This is a genomic window from Acinetobacter sp. WCHAc010034 (assembly GCF_001696615.3).
In the GTDB taxonomy this organism is placed as follows: Bacteria; Pseudomonadota; Gammaproteobacteria; order Pseudomonadales; family Moraxellaceae; genus Acinetobacter.
Genome location: NZ_CP032279.1, coordinates 543,791 through 557,996 on the forward strand (window position 1 = coordinate 543,791; position 14,206 = coordinate 557,996).

General features: G+C 44.5%; 20 protein-coding genes and 2 tRNA genes. All 22 read right to left on the reverse strand.

Going from position 1 to position 14,206, the window contains the following annotated elements; translation table 11 throughout:
- Window positions 1-3: 3 nt before the first annotated feature.
- The gene (locus tag BEN74_RS03980; protein ID WP_068910998.1) at window positions 4-411 is read right to left on the reverse strand and encodes a hypothetical protein; all 408 of its coding nucleotides are present in this window, start codon (window positions 409-411) and stop codon (window positions 4-6) included.
- A complete protein-coding gene (locus BEN74_RS03985) occupies window positions 408-785 on the reverse strand; it encodes a hypothetical protein (RefSeq protein WP_068910997.1) in 378 nt (125 codons plus the stop codon). The genes BEN74_RS03980 and BEN74_RS03985 overlap by 4 nt, the downstream gene beginning before the upstream one ends.
- A gap of 181 nt (window positions 786-966) precedes the next feature.
- Complete coding sequence (locus BEN74_RS03990; protein WP_068910996.1) at window positions 967-1,284, reverse strand: hypothetical protein; 318 nt, start codon at window positions 1,282-1,284, stop codon at window positions 967-969.
- A 66-nt stretch (window positions 1,285-1,350) separates the two neighbouring features.
- A complete protein-coding gene (locus BEN74_RS03995) occupies window positions 1,351-1,731 on the reverse strand; it encodes a glutamate 5-kinase (protein WP_416240767.1) in 381 nt (126 codons plus the stop codon).
- On the reverse strand, window positions 1,728-2,102 hold the full coding sequence (locus BEN74_RS04000) for a hypothetical protein (protein ID WP_068910995.1): 375 nt from the start codon (window positions 2,100-2,102) through the stop codon (window positions 1,728-1,730). The genes BEN74_RS03995 and BEN74_RS04000 overlap by 4 nt, the downstream gene beginning before the upstream one ends.
- A gap of 4 nt (window positions 2,103-2,106) precedes the next feature.
- Window positions 2,107-2,502, reverse strand: a complete 396-nt coding sequence (locus tag BEN74_RS04005) for a hypothetical protein (protein WP_068910994.1) — start codon at window positions 2,500-2,502, stop codon at window positions 2,107-2,109.
- Between the two features lie 48 nt (window positions 2,503-2,550).
- Window positions 2,551-3,690, reverse strand: coding sequence for a P22 phage major capsid protein family protein (locus BEN74_RS04010; RefSeq protein ID WP_068910993.1), 1,140 nt, complete (start codon window positions 3,688-3,690; stop codon window positions 2,551-2,553).
- 21 nt (window positions 3,691-3,711) lie between these two features.
- Window positions 3,712-4,470: a DUF6651 domain-containing protein gene (locus BEN74_RS04015; RefSeq protein WP_068910992.1), complete on the reverse strand. Its 759-nt coding sequence runs from the start codon at window positions 4,468-4,470 to the stop codon at window positions 3,712-3,714.
- Window positions 4,471-4,845: 375 nt separating this feature from the next.
- Window positions 4,846-5,991, reverse strand: a complete 1,146-nt coding sequence (locus BEN74_RS04025) for a minor capsid protein (RefSeq protein ID WP_068910991.1) — start codon at window positions 5,989-5,991, stop codon at window positions 4,846-4,848.
- 2 nt (window positions 5,992-5,993) lie between these two features.
- Entirely contained in the window at window positions 5,994-7,412 is a 1,419-nt protein-coding gene (locus tag BEN74_RS04030) for a DUF4055 domain-containing protein (protein ID WP_068910990.1), read from the reverse strand.
- Window positions 7,409-8,704, reverse strand: coding sequence for a terminase large subunit domain-containing protein (locus BEN74_RS04035; RefSeq protein WP_068910989.1), 1,296 nt, complete (start codon window positions 8,702-8,704; stop codon window positions 7,409-7,411). The genes BEN74_RS04030 and BEN74_RS04035 overlap by 4 nt, the downstream gene beginning before the upstream one ends.
- Window positions 8,643-9,185 carry a DUF2280 domain-containing protein gene (locus BEN74_RS04040; protein WP_068910988.1) on the reverse strand — a complete coding sequence of 181 codons (543 nt, stop codon included), beginning with the start codon at window positions 9,183-9,185 and terminating at the stop codon, window positions 8,643-8,645. The genes BEN74_RS04035 and BEN74_RS04040 overlap by 62 nt, the downstream gene beginning before the upstream one ends.
- A 114-nt stretch (window positions 9,186-9,299) precedes the next feature.
- A complete protein-coding gene (locus BEN74_RS04045) occupies window positions 9,300-9,656 on the reverse strand; it encodes a hypothetical protein (RefSeq protein ID WP_068910987.1) in 357 nt (118 codons plus the stop codon).
- A gap of 127 nt (window positions 9,657-9,783) precedes the next feature.
- Complete coding sequence (locus BEN74_RS04050; protein WP_068910986.1) at window positions 9,784-10,425, reverse strand: putative metallopeptidase; 642 nt, start codon at window positions 10,423-10,425, stop codon at window positions 9,784-9,786.
- Window positions 10,385-10,861: a hypothetical protein gene (locus tag BEN74_RS04055; RefSeq protein WP_068910985.1), complete on the reverse strand. Its 477-nt coding sequence runs from the start codon at window positions 10,859-10,861 to the stop codon at window positions 10,385-10,387. The genes BEN74_RS04050 and BEN74_RS04055 overlap by 41 nt, the downstream gene beginning before the upstream one ends.
- Window positions 10,862-10,902: 41 nt before the next feature.
- Window positions 10,903-11,142: a hypothetical protein gene (locus BEN74_RS04060; protein WP_068910984.1), complete on the reverse strand. Its 240-nt coding sequence runs from the start codon at window positions 11,140-11,142 to the stop codon at window positions 10,903-10,905.
- 250 nt (window positions 11,143-11,392) lie between these two features.
- Window positions 11,393-11,578: a hypothetical protein gene (locus tag BEN74_RS04065; RefSeq protein WP_068910983.1), complete on the reverse strand. Its 186-nt coding sequence runs from the start codon at window positions 11,576-11,578 to the stop codon at window positions 11,393-11,395.
- Between the two features lie 614 nt (window positions 11,579-12,192).
- Window positions 12,193-12,269, reverse strand: a tRNA-Met gene (locus BEN74_RS04070).
- A gap of 2 nt (window positions 12,270-12,271) precedes the next feature.
- Window positions 12,272-12,348: transfer RNA gene (locus BEN74_RS04075), tRNA-Arg, on the reverse strand.
- Between the two features lie 456 nt (window positions 12,349-12,804).
- The gene (locus BEN74_RS04080; RefSeq protein WP_068910982.1) at window positions 12,805-13,224 is read right to left on the reverse strand and encodes a hypothetical protein; all 420 of its coding nucleotides are present in this window, start codon (window positions 13,222-13,224) and stop codon (window positions 12,805-12,807) included.
- A gap of 121 nt (window positions 13,225-13,345) precedes the next feature.
- A complete protein-coding gene (locus BEN74_RS04085) occupies window positions 13,346-13,786 on the reverse strand; it encodes a hypothetical protein (RefSeq protein ID WP_068910981.1) in 441 nt (146 codons plus the stop codon).
- 9 nt (window positions 13,787-13,795) lie between these two features.
- The gene (locus BEN74_RS04090) at window positions 13,796-14,200 is read right to left on the reverse strand and encodes a DUF1064 domain-containing protein (RefSeq protein ID WP_068910980.1); all 405 of its coding nucleotides are present in this window, start codon (window positions 14,198-14,200) and stop codon (window positions 13,796-13,798) included.
- Window positions 14,201-14,206 lie beyond the last annotated feature (6 nt).

The window sequence follows — 14,206 nt, forward strand, 5'->3', positions numbered from 1 at the left end:
TATTTAGCCAACTCTAAAATCTGCTCGGATAATCTTAGCATAGAAGTCATCATTCTCAATGCTCTGCGGCGCGTGCACCAGATAGACCTCAAGCTGTGAACTCTGAAAGCTCTGCAGGTGTGCATCCCATGCATCACATAAAGCTGCCATGGCCAATGTTCCGCTATTCCTTGGCGCAAAGCACTGAATGGAAATAATGCCGTAATTGCGCTTGCAGGGCTTTTCACCCATGCCGACGATCCTGCTGTCACCGTATTGCACGAAAACTTTACACCAGAGCTTGTCTGCGGGCGGCTTAAACGGCCCGCCATCAGCTGCAGGCTGGTTTTCAATCCGCAGATTGGCTTTATCTACACCTGCAAATAGGCCTATGCGCTTATAAATTTCGGTTTCAGCTTGAGTCAGGTTCATTTGTATTTGCTCACTACACTCTGGAAAGACAGCGCATACACGCCATTTGGCGCCTGTTTAGAATGCCCATTTTCCAGTCTCATGCCATACGGGCAGTTTGTCTGCACATAAACGATCCCGCCTATTTTAGCGGTCGATGCAGTAGCCAGTCCTTTTTGGATTGTCGTACCGCCGGCCAAATCAAATCCTTTTTCATAAGCCTTGTCCGGGCTGTTTACCGATACCTTGTGTGATGCCCGGTATTCACCATCCATCACCGGCGACCTGGTCACAACCTGCTGTAAAACTTCGCCTGTGATTTTGCGGACATGCTTATCGCCATCCCGGAGGATCTGCAGTGCAAAATCAGCCGGCCGCTTGCTGCTCCACCCCATCTAAAATCACCTCAACTTTGCCCAGTCTGATTTCATAGGCAGGCTGATCCTGCCTTACAATCATTCGGCCATCTATGGCCTGTTGATTAGAAAGCTCTGATTTGTATCGAAAAAAAGGTTTTGATCATCAATGCAAATCATAAATCTTACCCATTAAAAAACCCACCGAAGTGGGTTTTGATTAATATAAGATTTTTTGAGCGCAATATTGGTTGGCCGATTGAGCAATTTTTAGCATTATATTGTAACTACCAGTCTTGTTCATATGCTTAACATCTTCGGCGGTAAGAGTATTTACAATCATTTTTCCACTGCAATCGCAGTACTCAACGATTTGAGCAATTGAGTAGTTTTGATTTTCTAAATACTCTTTCTGATTCTTATAACAACTATTAATATAAGGAAAATAAATTTCATCTTTTTCTTTTTTACTAAGCGGTTCAGCAGATACTGAGAGTGAAATAGTTGTGGCAATAATTAAAAAAATAATCTTTTTCATAGCTAAACCCCTTTACAAGTAGAAATCAGACTCAAGAGCCTTTTCAAATATACTAATCTAAGGGTATCAATTATTGGAAAATTTTCTTAGCTGAATTAAATAAACTGCCTCCGTTGGATCTTCTCCAATATTAACCACCTTAAACAGACCTTTCGGCGTATCCCATACATCACCAACCTGAGGTACCTGAGTTACTTCATTCTGCAGTAGAGTAGCCTTTGCGTCTTCGGCCTGGTAATCGGCAGGCTTAACCAGATTCTTTAGATAACTGCCAAATAGCACACCACGGCCCTGATAGGCCTCTATAGTGATGACTGGATAAGTCTGCGTTGCGAAATCGAAGTCGCCGGACTGAATCTGCTTGGAGCATACGAAGGAGTCAACAGCATCGGCCAACTTTGAATTAAAAGCCTTAGCGACTTTGGACTGGATTTTGTTTTTGATCATGCGCGATACACTCTAAACGTAAGGCCTTTTGGCTTTAGACCCAGCGAATCAATATACGCCTTAGCAATCTGCTCATATTCTGAAATTTCTACACTTCCATCAGCAAAGCTTTCAGTCACTTGCACTGTATCAGCCTTGACGCTTTCACTCGTCGTCTGGCGCGCAATGCCCGCATAAATCACCTTGGCAATGATGCCCTTGATGATCTCGCATGCAGCATCTTTCAGCAGCGGATCAATCGGATCTGGTACGGCGCCAACTTCATTTTTCATCCAGACATTGGCCAGCTGAATAAGGCGAGCTTTATCACCATCCGGCGCAAAGCCAGCCCCAAGGATAGATTCAGCTTCGGCAACAGTGATAAAGCTCATGCGCTTACTCCTCCGGCTGTTCAGCGGCCTTAGCATCGTCAGCCGCTTTAGCTGCTTTTAATTCCGCAGCAGTCGGCTTTTTAGCTTTAGGCACAAGCTCATCGATATGCGCCTGCATTGCGGTAACATCGTTTTTGAACGCAATTAGTTCACCATGAGCTGTGGCCAGCTGCTCTTTAAGTTCGACATTTTCAGCCTGAACCTTTTCACATTCGGCCTTTGCTTCATCAATGGCGGCCTGCAGTTCAGGTGTGATGCCGACCGCAAGATTTACCATGACAGGTCCTGCAGAAAGCGCTTCATCACCGTATAACTCATGCTCACCCGGCTTAAAGTCTGATTCATTGATAATGCGGAAGCTGGCGCCATCCTTGATTTTTACTGTTTTGACTTGTGACATTTTTCTCTCCAGAAGAAAGGGCGCATAAAGCGCCCGATCTTGATTTTATTAGCCCAGCAGCAAAGCGATGTGTTCTTGCTTAATCGCTTTTACGCCCCATGCCAGGCGCACATGGTAAACAACCTGCATGAACTGGCGGTAAACAGCAATTTCAAATGCCAAGCCAGTTAACGGGTCGACAACCTGAATTACATCATCAGCGGAGTCGCCGCCTTCCGGAAGCGCCGGCGCGCGCGTGGCCAGGGCGATAGCGGAACGGGCAAACGCCACGTTGGCTGTATAAGCATTACCGCGGGTGATTGCTACATTATCAGCAGCTGGAAGCAGCAAACCTGATTTATTGAGCGCCAAATTTACACCGGCCAAGCCGCCAGACACGTACTTATTGCCATCGCCGGCAAAGGTCACAATATCGCCAGCAAGAATGGCGCCTGTGCCGCCATCGACTGTAATAGATACTGATTTAGCAGCTGTGGCGCCATTCACAAGGTATCCGGCGCCATCACCGTTTACATGCAAGCCTGAAGCATGGGAATGGCGGATAGCCATATTCATTACACGATCTGTCATACCGTTACGCAGCATGTCGGCCGAACCAGCTTCATTCACCTTGAACAGGCCCGATTGCTTGCCACGCAGGTTGCCGATTGCAGCATGCCCCAGAACCAGCTGCAAGTCTGTTCGCGGCGCGCCATTTTCTTCCAGAATGCGCAATACGCCAGCAAAGTCCGATAAGTCTGCAGCAGTGCCGAATGGCGTGGTTCCTGCCGTACCGAATGCGCGCGATGCATTTTTGTAGGCTTCCGTATGAACATCGGCTTCAATTTCATTTACCAATGTGCGCATTGCCTGATAAAAGCGGTCAGCCTGAATCGTGCTGAAGGTTCCGGCATTGGAAAGACCTTTAGTTTCTTCGCCATTCCAGCGCACCGGCACATGGCGCGATTTGGTAATTTGCGCATCTACATGGTCGATATTGGTATCGCCAGTATCTGGAGCGTTTGCACCAGGTGTAGTGTCCTGTGCGGTAACTTCGGTTGTTACCGGTACGCGGACGTTTTGCCCGACAGCTGCGCGTTCAATTCCTGAGTCGCGGGAAACTGCAGGAATATAGCCTGTCAGCTCGCGCGAAACCTGATCGAGCGCTTCGTAAATATCAGGGATTAAACCCGTAAGAGTATTAGCCATTCGCTATTTTTCCTTTAAAAATTAATCTGTAACCTTGCCGCCTTCACGCATGAAGGATGATTGTTCTGCAGGTTTTAAATTTGTGAATTGATCGCGCGTCATAGACTTGTTGCCGCCTTGACTGCCACCCTGAAAACCACCACCGCCGGCCTGCGAACCTTTTAAAATAGAATCCTTGTATTGATATTCGCCAACCAAAGACTCCAAGGCTTCATCAAAGTCTGCGACTTCGCCTGGGCGCGCGCGTGAATAGATCTTTTGACCATCCGCACCGTATGCCACGACTTTGCCTTCTTCTATTTTGAAGTTCTTGCCGAATTGGGCTTGAATCATGTCTGCCGGCACAGAAATGCTGTCCTGAATGTACTTGGAGCGGGCAAAGCCGCCGCCAATAAGCTCGTTATGCAGCTGCGCCTGATAAGCGTCACGCTCTTGAATAATCGGAGCGTATTTTTCTTCGACCGCTTTAATCGCTTCAGCTTTAACTTTTTCGACTTCACCGGCATCCACCAGCTTTTTATCGTCAAAGTTTTTCAAAGTCTCCATGGCTTTTTTAGCGGCTGCCGGATCTTCGATGCCTTCAAAGGATTTAAGTGAGGATTCCGCTTTTTCGTAACGCTCACGGTTGGTTTTCACTTCACCATTTAAGCGACTGATCGTTGCAACGGTTTGCGGTGCATCATGTGCCACTTCTTTGCCATCGTCATGTAAATATACAGGCTTATCATCCATGACCTCGGCATACGTCTTGCCATCCACAACCACAGTTTTAAGTTTCATAAGTCATCCGACCCTATCTTTTAATGAGCATCCGCTCGTTACGCTGTCCGCATCAGCTTTCAGCAGGCAATAAAAAAGCACCTCGGAAGGTGCTTAAATTGAATTTAGTCTATTTGGATGCTTGGTACATTACATCTCGTGCGTCATCCCACCCCTTGTTTGGGTCGGTTTTTTGCTCCGCAGGTTTTAGTTTTAGCGCCTGTGACGCAATCCAAATATCATTACGGCATACAGGACAATTCAGCACATGTACCGTTTCGTTTCGGTCTATCTTTACTTGTGCTTCATTCTTTTGGAATTCAAGCACCGAATGGCACTTACCGCATGGGGTTGTGTAGGTCTGCAATTCAGGCGGTGTGCCTCGACTAATTACTTTCATTTTTCACCCATTACATTTTTAAAGGTTTCTCCATCCAAAGCCTTTAGCTCCGCCAATGTGTACCCTCGCTTATTCAGCGGATCGGCAAATTTCTCAATTGGAAATTTGCCAGATTTATACAGTTCGTACTTCTTCTTACCTAGCCAAGTGCGCTGAAAGAACTCATCCGACTGTTCAAAAAACTCCTTGAACGATGTATTGGCATCCAGCTGTCCAATTAAGTGCTTACGCTCCTCTTTTGGAATATCCTTGACTTTCCGCTCATCCATCACAAACGGCCGCTGGCCTGCAATATTCCCTTCTTTGTCACAGCCGACATAGGTCGTGCGGTTATTGGGATGCACTGGGAAGCGCGGACGTGCAGAATCATCAATGCTGTATACGTCACCATCAATTGAGGCGCAGTACTTGCAGGTGCGTCCATCCAGTGTGGCGACAACCTTCACATACTCGTAGCCAGCCGCTTTGTATGTATCAATGTAGATCGACGTGCTGACATGGCTGCGCGCAGTGCGAACCTGGCGCTCAATGACATGGCGCTCAGCTTCAAGCATCCCGCCGGTGTATGAGTATTCGCCATCAACCTTTTCGCGCTTACCCTTAATCCGCTGCACAATCTGCTGATTGGTCTGGCCTTGCGAAATGCCGTCACGGATAACATATTCCACCTTCTTGCGCAGTGATGCAGCAATATCCTTAAACAGGTGGTCAACCAGCTGGCCGCCCGCATACGGCGTTTTCCTGATCGTCTTGTATGCTTCCGCACCTGAGATGGCCACAGCGGCTTCACCAAGCAATTTGGCTGCATAAGCCGCCTCATACACGGCCAGCGCGATTGCTGACTTTTCGAAATCTGCAGACAGCTCCACACTTAAAGAGTCAAACCACTCATTCAAGATGGCTTTGATTTCTTCAATGCGCTTTGATGCCCGGCCCTTGCCGGCAAAATTAAGCCCCTGCAACACGTTGCGCTCCGCATCAGTCAGCTCTTCCAGCAGTTCGCTTAAACGCATCAGCTGCGCATTGGAGATGCTGCTGAATTGCTTGAGCAGCTCATTCACTGACTGCGATGATGCCCGGTATAAATAAGCCTGATGCTGCGACAGTGCATCAAGTAAGGCTTTCTGCGCTGGTGTGCTCATCTTTACTCATCCATAGTCATTGAACCGTCACGCTGACGTTCAATCAGCTTTTCAATTTCGCCCCATTTTTCCTCAGTGAACATGCCAGTCTGCTCATACTTATACCAAACTGACCACGGCAAGTTACCGCCGACGCAGGCTTCGTATAGGCGCTTAGCGCGCTCTTCACTGAATTTAGGCTTATTGAAGTCTTGAGAGATAACGTAGCTCAGCCCGTCCGGCCCAAGCTCATGATCCGGCAGGGCAAACTTAGCGCACCAGCGCAAGGCCATGGTCAGGGCTTCACTGATATTTGAAACAGCAAGCGATAAAACCGAATGCTGCACAGAGTCCTCATTATCGGCCTGTGTCGCGGTTTTATTCGCGGAGCCAACCTCAATCAGCCGGGCGCCCATCTCTTTCATCTGCGCCCATTTATCCGTCATCAGCTGCTTGGCCAAGTTATTTTCTTTAGCCTGGACAATTTCAATTTTGGTCGGGAACCCGCGGCGTGAACCGACCGTTAAGCCTTCGTCCTTTGCAATTTTATATTGCTCAGTAGTCACGTCAGGCATTGAAATAATCGGCTGGCCAACAACAAAGCCAGACTCCTCGACATCTGCGCTATTTTTATAGTGCGCGAGGTTTAAATCTGCCAGCTCCAGCAGCGGAGCATTGTCAATTTCATCCGTATTGTCTACGGCGCCGCAGAATGTGAATGGAATATAGGACCATGTTTTGCCATGGTAATCGGCTGGGATATATTTGGGCCCTTCAACCCATTCGCCTTTCTTATTCTGCCTGTAAATCTGGACGGTATAAACAAAGTCGCCCATCCCAGCATCTTCCAGCCGCAGCACCCGATACTGCTCTTTGGTTTCCCGGCCAAAGCCATCAGCTGTACGAGAAGATACAGACTCAAGAATCTTCACAAATGAAGTCTTTTTCTGATTGCCGACAATAATATGATCCCAATCCATGACCGAGGCTGCCTTCAGGATGTGAATCATCGGGAAGGCATTCTTCTGCTTATCCTCAGCGCGGTTGCGGCTTGGAGCAACCTGCGGATAGTCCACATACACGCCGCAGCGGTAGTGCTTCAGCATGAGGCTCAACATATACTGTGATGCCTGATAGATGGACCGGCCCGAACCATCGGCATTCCGGTCAAGATATTTCAGATCCTCCGGCCGTTTGAAGTCCGGCAGCTTATTGAACGCGGAACCGATATTGCTTTTCAGTGTTTTCCCGGTCACACCATAAAAAACAGCCCTATCCAGATATTCTTTGTAACGGTCACCGTCTTCAAAAGTTTCCGGCACCGGAAGGTATTCCTTTCCTTTTACCTTAACGGCAGCCTGCCCTTTACAGACATCATCTACTTTTGTCCAGGCAGCAATATTCGCACTGTATTCAGCGTGCTTTGTGGTTATTCCTGTCATCTTCTTCGTCCAAAAATTGATATGTCTTTGAGGCTGGTTACTGGCTTAATGATTGGGAAACGCTTAGCCAACGGATAACCGCCAGCATCCCCGACATGATCTAGCCCAGATTTCTTATCCGGCATTCCAAAATCGTCGTAAACCTGCTGCTCTAAAGTTTCAGTGAATCGTGGGCATTTGTTCGTATTGACCAGCAATGTTCGCTCACCCTCCCCATTTAAGATGAGAGCGTTTACAGCATTAATTCGATCTTTAATGGCCGGGTTTATTCCATCAACCTCAACCCGAAAGCCTTTATCCCTTAGAATCTGATGATCGGACTCACTGCTGTTCTTTGAAGATGTCGATTGTCCTGCGGCATCAGGAATTACAGTCATTTCATGAAATGGAAATCGCTCAATCAGCAAAGTTGCTATAGTCGGCGTATCGCGCACACCGACCATCTCATCCAGCGCCAGCGGCTTGCCTTCCCGGATCACATAAACCACTGCGGCCATCTTCAGGACGTTAAAGTCCATCCCAATGATCAAAGGCTCGCCCGGCTTGATTTCTTCATCTATATGGTTAAGCTTGCGGTCAAAGTCTGGATATACAGCCCCACTGGTTAAATTGACAAACTGGCCGCGCAAATACGCTGAAATCAATTGCGGCGGGTATGACTCATAAAGCGATGAAATATAATCGTCTGGCAAATTGGCTTCATTGTCATATGTAGACGCCTGAATCATTCCATACAGAGCGCGCTTTGCCGGGGTTAAGCCAGCCTCTTTCACAAACTGCTGGTGCGTGAACTTAAAGCCCTCCGGCGTGGTCGCAACGTCAATACCATTGATTAGACCAGGGTGTTTCACACGCATACGAGCGATGATCTTCCGCCATGCCTGTTGCGCTTTAACGGTAGGCATTACATCCAGCTCGTCAATTAGCGCGTGGCCGATCTTAAAGCCCACAATTGTCTGTGGTTTTTCCATAGACCGGCAAATAATCGTGCTGCGGTATTGCCGGCCATAGTAGATATCCACCTCTTTATTCGATTCGTAGATTTTGGTTTTCAGCCCCCAATCAAATGCAACCTCATCAATGGTAGGAAAGAAAATATCCCGGATCTGCGGATAAGTTGGTGCAAAGTAACCCAATGGCACCTTAGGAAATTCCCAAGACTTATCGCACAAGCTTGAACACCCTACCCAAGTTTTTCCTGACCCAAACCCGGCGACAAACGCGCGAAACTTATTTTTCAGCTGTAGAAAGTTCGCCTGAGGCACATTCAGGGTCGGATTGATGTTCGGCATCTGGTTTACTCGCATCTACAACTTGAATTGTGACTTTCACTGGGGTCGGATCATCAGACCCTTCGCCATCGCCATTCTTGATTTTGTCTATCTCAAGCTGCTTAAGCTGTGCATCCAGCAATTGAAGTTCATAGCCATGCATCTCATCTTTAATTTGCTTAATGATGTTTTGCTTTTTGACCTTATTGTTTTTCCAATCACCATACATTCTTTGAAGCTCTTTAAGGCGTACTGCCTTATTGGCTAAAGGAATGTCGTAAACATTAGTTTTAAAGTCATTTCTTGTCCGAGTGAAAAGATCCTTTAATTTTTTACTCATGTTTCGGCAAGTTGCTTTTGTTGGGTCGTATGAAGCAACCTGCTGACGCTCAATTTCAATGCCAAATTCTTCTCTTACAGCATCCACTACTTGTTGAGGGGTTTCATAGCAAGCAAGAGACTGAACTATAAAGATTTTTATAGGCTCTTTAAGGGTTGCCATAAATGCCTCTTTGTAAGACTACGTAAGACTAAAGAGGCAAAAAAAAGACCAGCATTTAGCTGATCTGATTTTTGAATACCATTACTTAGTTGTGGTAGTCATATTTTTAACTGATTAAGCCTTTGTTTTGGCTTTAGGTTTAACTTTGGGCTCTTTGTAATAAAACGTATCTAAACTCTCTTTATCATAAGTATCTACTGATACCGCACACTCAATGTCGGACAATTCCTCAATATCGTAGATTTCAGACATGCCATGGTTTTTTTGCATATAAGCAGCAGCTTGTTTATAGGCAAGCTTCTTCTTAGAAATTAAAATCTGTTCCTCCCACTCACCAAGCAATCCTTGGGACTTGAACAAGTAACAGATTTCAGGAATGTGGCTTTTTTTTGCTGTAGCTGCATTTGTTGCTGTAATGCTGATTAAACCTAGACCAAGAATTATCGCAATACTTTTTGTTAACTTCTTCATTTTTGAAATCTAACTAACGAGTAAATATGAAATTGTATAGGCTGATATTCGATAAAAAAACAGCATAAGTCATTTATTTTAAATAAATCAGTATGATTTAAACAAACAGCTAAATACAGTATGTAGCTCAATTAATCACACACGTCCCGCAACACGCAGCAATATTAGTTTCTGAAACAAACGGCGCATTCTTCGCAATTTCCAAAAGCCGTTTTACTGACTCATCCGCTCCCCAGCGTTTTGTTTCACCAAAGAACACTTCCACATCATGGCCGGCCAAATAGTGCTTTGGCAGCCCGGTGTGGTCGCTATATTGAATCTCGCCATCTTCGTCACGCTCTACACCGATGTGATACAGCTCATGCTCAATCAAGCGGCAAAACTCCAAATCATTTGAGTTTTCGCAGTAACTGGCATCAATGGTAATGAGATACACCGGCACGGCGCCGAACCAGTCGCGCATCTGCTGTTCCTGGCGCGCCTTCTTCCATCCGCCTTGGTTAAACATCACTTTTTCACATTGACCCAACACCATGCGCTTTTTAGCCATACATGCAGATGATGCCCAAGCAAATACTAAGAAGGTTTCGTCATCGTGCAGCAGCTCAGCGATGTGATCATGATCTGGGTTGTGTAGCTGACCGCCAATGGTTAAAAAATTCTTCACGACCCATTCCTTGAGACCCGGTGCTGGCGCCATGCGCATTGCCTCTTCTTCCTCTGCCTGGTCAATGAGATCTGTCGGCGGAAATGGTCTGATCTGTTCCATTGAATATCTGCCTTTTTAAATCTTTCAGCCATTGGGATGCTCGATAAGAATCAATTTGCAATGGGCCTGATTCTTCAATCCTGTAACGTTCCGCAGACTCCAATCGCACTACGGTAAAGCCCATTTCAGCTGCGTCATCGTAACGATCCAAGCTCCAAGCCTTATTTGCCAGTTTCCCACCGCGCCCACCAGACCAAGGCCCGCCTGAAATCTCAACTAAAATTCGATGTTCAATAAGATGAAAATCAAAACGCCAATGTTTTGTAGATTTAAATTGGAATTTCTTTTCGTATTTAATGCCCAGTACATTTAAAGCATGTTCAAAGTCTTCTTCGGCCTCTAAGTATTTTTCTTTGGCCTTAGGCAATGGTTTTGAACGTGGCTTGGTTTTAGGTGGGCGTTTCTTGGTTCTCCCAAAATAATCATCAATTTCCATCAAGTTTGCCTAATAAAAAACCACCCAAAGGTGGCTATGCATTAAACGTGGAACCTCTGCCAATCTTCTTTTAGTTTGCTTAGCTGATCACCATTAAACCTGCCTAGACCATACAATATATATACAGTCTGACCATCAATTATAGAGTGCTGATGACTAAAAGTACCTTTGCCAGACTGGACAAAATCATCTGGAGCATAATGATTTGGAAAAATAGTTTTTGTAAATTTGTATTTATCAAATTCATCTAATTCTGCAATAAATGAAATCAACTTTTGCATAACCCCTCCTCATGCCAAAAGATTATAATTTATAGCAAAGTTCAATTTAATTTGTAGTGCTTTAATGTTCTCAAAAACATCAGGTTTGCAACAAATTCAAAACCTAAGCATTTCTGTTCGGCTTTAAGTGGCAGCTTGGTGCCGGGGCTTTATTTTGGGTGGAACGTTTCTTTGTTTTCCAGAAGTAGTCGTTAGCGTCCATAAATCATGCCCATAAAAAAGACCTCCCGGAGGAGGTCTTTAGATCTACTCAAGCAGAAAAGTCTTTTCGCCCAATCTCGGTTAAGAAGCGATCCATATCTTCTGCATGAGGGAAGGAAACTTTCTTACTGTGATTCTCATCAAAGTAAATCATCACATGGTTTGCCTTATCATTAATTCTTATTAACCGAATTTTATCGGTATTAATTACCACGTCATCGATTTGAAGAAACATTGCGACCTCTTAATTTTTTTGTTTTGAGGTTTTAAAATATTCAATCATCTGCTTTTCGTCAATTCATTTCCTGTGCAAATATCAAATCATCAGGCACACTCAACCACTACCAATAAGAAAATAAAAACCCATCAACATCTGGATGCGATGGGTTTTATGTGTCGTAATACGTTTGTAAAAATGTAATATTTTGTTAACATGAAGTTATCAGTACCGTTGTATTGTTAGGTCAATGAAAACATTAATGTGACATACATCATGAGATACACTGTTTTGCTGATAATTTCTATATGCTTATTATTAGGAAGTATCTTTAGTTTTGGTGTTGGGATTTATTCAAAAGATTTATTTTTTTTAGCAATTGGCGGATTGCTAATTATTGCTTCACTATTAATCTTCTTTGAATTTAAAAAAATTAAAAATGATCCATTCTTTTAAATCAATCCAGTAACTTAAAGTCTATTTAACTTCCTTAAAACAATCCCGGCACACTTTGATTTCTTCATCATCAGCTGCGTATTCGATTTCAGTCGCGCCATGCAAACCAAATAAACACTTTAAAAATCGGAGCAATGCATTCTCCTTGCACCGGAGCTGTGCTTTTAATTTAATTATGGTGGGCCTGCAGGGATTCGAACCCAGTACCTCCCGGTTATGAACCGGACGCTCATACAGCTTAAGCTTAAGGCCCATTGGCGCGCCATGCAGGACTTGAACCTGCGACCATCCGCTTAGAAGGCGGATGCTCTATCCAGCTGAGCTAATGGCGCATAAAAAGGATGTGGTGATCTGCCACATCCTTGCCTTAGATTACGATATTGATCAGCTCGGCAACTGATCTACCGCTACTCAACACAATAAACTTCTCAAAGTTAGCTATTGATCTGCTTTGTGTCTTTCATCTTATTTAGTCGGGAGTCACCACAATTTAGGCTCTGAGGCTAACTCAATGTGTGACGAAATCACATTGGATTCAAACCAATTTATACGGCTGGTTTCCGCATCCCACCGTTTGTGCTTATAGCTAAACATATTGTACAGCGTCACAAATCAAAATCGCCCTTAGTTTGGGTGGCGCACTACCCTTATACATATACTGGCATGATGAATCTCCTAAACATGTTACTTGTGCATGTCACAAGCACCTTTATGAAATTTAGACGTAAAAAAGACGCCTAAGCGCCTTTTACTTAAATTTTAAGCAAAAATTTCTCTTAAATTAGGTATTACCGAGAAACAATCCTAGGCACTGGTAATCCACAAAAACCATTTTTTTTATTGAGCGTTGTATAACACAATCCATGTTTACCCCTTACAGAACTAAAATCTTTTATCTCTTTGAGTGTATCCAGATAACGATGAACAACTTCAATCTTAATTTCTTTCTTATCTTGAGCATCACTTAAATATGCAATTCTTTTTTCGCCACTCTCTTGGCGTACTAAAAAAGTCTCACGCTCAAATTTATATTTAATAAAGTTATTTCCCTCACCACTCCATCTTTCAGTCGAGCATATTTGAAATTCACTAGGTTTACCATTCACCAATTTTATGCAATTACCTCGCCCCTCAATTACTGGTTCGGCTTGCACCGAATTATTAAAAAAAAGAATTGCTAATGAGTATGCAACTAATCTAAAAAACATTTATGTGCCTTTTTAGGTCTAATAAATAAAAACCCCGCTAATGCGAGGCTTATTTAGTGAATTACTATAAGTTCGTCCACTATAGCAGAAATATGCCATATCCCGTTCGGACAGTCAAATCCTAATCAATTTTTAATCGCTTATCATGCCCAGCTAAATAAAACTGACCTGCATACAGCATTCCATCAAGTGAAGTTCGACCTAAACTGAATTCTGCTGCCATTTGACGCAACGACATTCCACGCACGTTCTTTTCAATAAAAAGCTTCACTGCGATTTTCGCTGAATCACACACAGTAGTCATTTTATTGAAATCAACAATCCACTTTCTCACCTCATCCGCTTCAAGATCACTAATCTTGCAAATGATCTGATCCTTTCGTGGCGCTACGCCTTTATTGTTTTCACAGATCAGCCAATAAATCTGATTCACTCTTAAACCATCAGGCTCATTACCTGATTTCATACGGCAAGTTTGGATATAAGCCCCGTACTGCTTAAACCACTCTTCAGCTGTAAACCTTGACCAATCCATTACCTCAATTTTCGCCACTGCATTCATACCCTGCCCTCAAACTTCTTTAATATCGATGTCGTGTACTGTTTTCATTAAGTGCTTTTTGCTGCGGTAGCCCGCCAATTTCCGCGTTACCGCCGACTTCACATCCTCAACAATCAGCTGGCCATTGCTTAGGTATGTAAAATCCGCGTAATACCGCAGTTCAGGTTTTGCCCTTTTTTCCCCTTCCAATTTAACCTTAGGCGCCAGCACAAATTTCACCTGGCACTTAAGCTCTGAAATCTCACCCCGCTGCATCAGCGCTGTAAGCTCGATATAGCGCCTATACTCCTTGACGCTATCGAACATCATTCCATCCTTTTCAATGCGCTGTGCGTTGAATTTATTGCGCTTGGCGGCGGTCTTTTGACTGCCCCCAAACTGTTTGCGGTATTCAGCGAGTGAAATGCTGGTCATAACCAC

What these genes read in the sequence shown, in the direction of transcription:
- BEN74_RS03980 (WP_068910998.1), bottom strand. Translation starts at nt 411, where the DNA reads ATGAACCTGACTCAAGCTGAAACCGAAATTTATAAGCGCATAGGCCTA.
- BEN74_RS03985 (WP_068910997.1), bottom strand. Translation starts at nt 785, where the DNA reads ATGGGGTGGAGCAGCAAGCGGCCGGCTGATTTTGCACTGCAGATCCTC.
- BEN74_RS03990 (WP_068910996.1), bottom strand. Translation starts at nt 1,284, where the DNA reads ATGAAAAAGATTATTTTTTTAATTATTGCCACAACTATTTCACTCTCA.
- BEN74_RS03995 (WP_416240767.1), bottom strand. Translation starts at nt 1,731, where the DNA reads ATGATCAAAAACAAAATCCAGTCCAAAGTCGCTAAGGCTTTTAATTCA.
- BEN74_RS04000 (WP_068910995.1), bottom strand. Translation starts at nt 2,102, where the DNA reads ATGAGCTTTATCACTGTTGCCGAAGCTGAATCTATCCTTGGGGCTGGC.
- BEN74_RS04005 (WP_068910994.1), bottom strand. Translation starts at nt 2,502, where the DNA reads ATGTCACAAGTCAAAACAGTAAAAATCAAGGATGGCGCCAGCTTCCGC.
- BEN74_RS04010 (WP_068910993.1), bottom strand. Translation starts at nt 3,690, where the DNA reads ATGGCTAATACTCTTACGGGTTTAATCCCTGATATTTACGAAGCGCTC.
- BEN74_RS04015 (WP_068910992.1), bottom strand. Translation starts at nt 4,470, where the DNA reads ATGAAACTTAAAACTGTGGTTGTGGATGGCAAGACGTATGCCGAGGTC.
- BEN74_RS04025 (WP_068910991.1), bottom strand. Translation starts at nt 5,991, where the DNA reads ATGAGCACACCAGCGCAGAAAGCCTTACTTGATGCACTGTCGCAGCAT.
- BEN74_RS04030 (WP_068910990.1), bottom strand. Translation starts at nt 7,412, where the DNA reads ATGACAGGAATAACCACAAAGCACGCTGAATACAGTGCGAATATTGCT.
- BEN74_RS04035 (WP_068910989.1), bottom strand. Translation starts at nt 8,704, where the DNA reads ATGCCGAACATCAATCCGACCCTGAATGTGCCTCAGGCGAACTTTCTA.
- BEN74_RS04040 (WP_068910988.1), bottom strand. Translation starts at nt 9,185, where the DNA reads ATGGCAACCCTTAAAGAGCCTATAAAAATCTTTATAGTTCAGTCTCTT.
- BEN74_RS04045 (WP_068910987.1), bottom strand. Translation starts at nt 9,656, where the DNA reads ATGAAGAAGTTAACAAAAAGTATTGCGATAATTCTTGGTCTAGGTTTA.
- BEN74_RS04050 (WP_068910986.1), bottom strand. Translation starts at nt 10,425, where the DNA reads ATGGAACAGATCAGACCATTTCCGCCGACAGATCTCATTGACCAGGCA.
- BEN74_RS04055 (WP_068910985.1), bottom strand. Translation starts at nt 10,861, where the DNA reads ATGGAAATTGATGATTATTTTGGGAGAACCAAGAAACGCCCACCTAAA.
- BEN74_RS04060 (WP_068910984.1), bottom strand. Translation starts at nt 11,142, where the DNA reads ATGCAAAAGTTGATTTCATTTATTGCAGAATTAGATGAATTTGATAAA.
- BEN74_RS04065 (WP_068910983.1), bottom strand. Translation starts at nt 11,578, where the DNA reads ATGTTTCTTCAAATCGATGACGTGGTAATTAATACCGATAAAATTCGG.
- BEN74_RS04080 (WP_068910982.1), bottom strand. Translation starts at nt 13,224, where the DNA reads ATGTTTTTTAGATTAGTTGCATACTCATTAGCAATTCTTTTTTTTAAT.
- BEN74_RS04085 (WP_068910981.1), bottom strand. Translation starts at nt 13,786, where the DNA reads ATGAATGCAGTGGCGAAAATTGAGGTAATGGATTGGTCAAGGTTTACA.
- BEN74_RS04090 (WP_068910980.1), bottom strand. Translation starts at nt 14,200, where the DNA reads ATGACCAGCATTTCACTCGCTGAATACCGCAAACAGTTTGGGGGCAGT.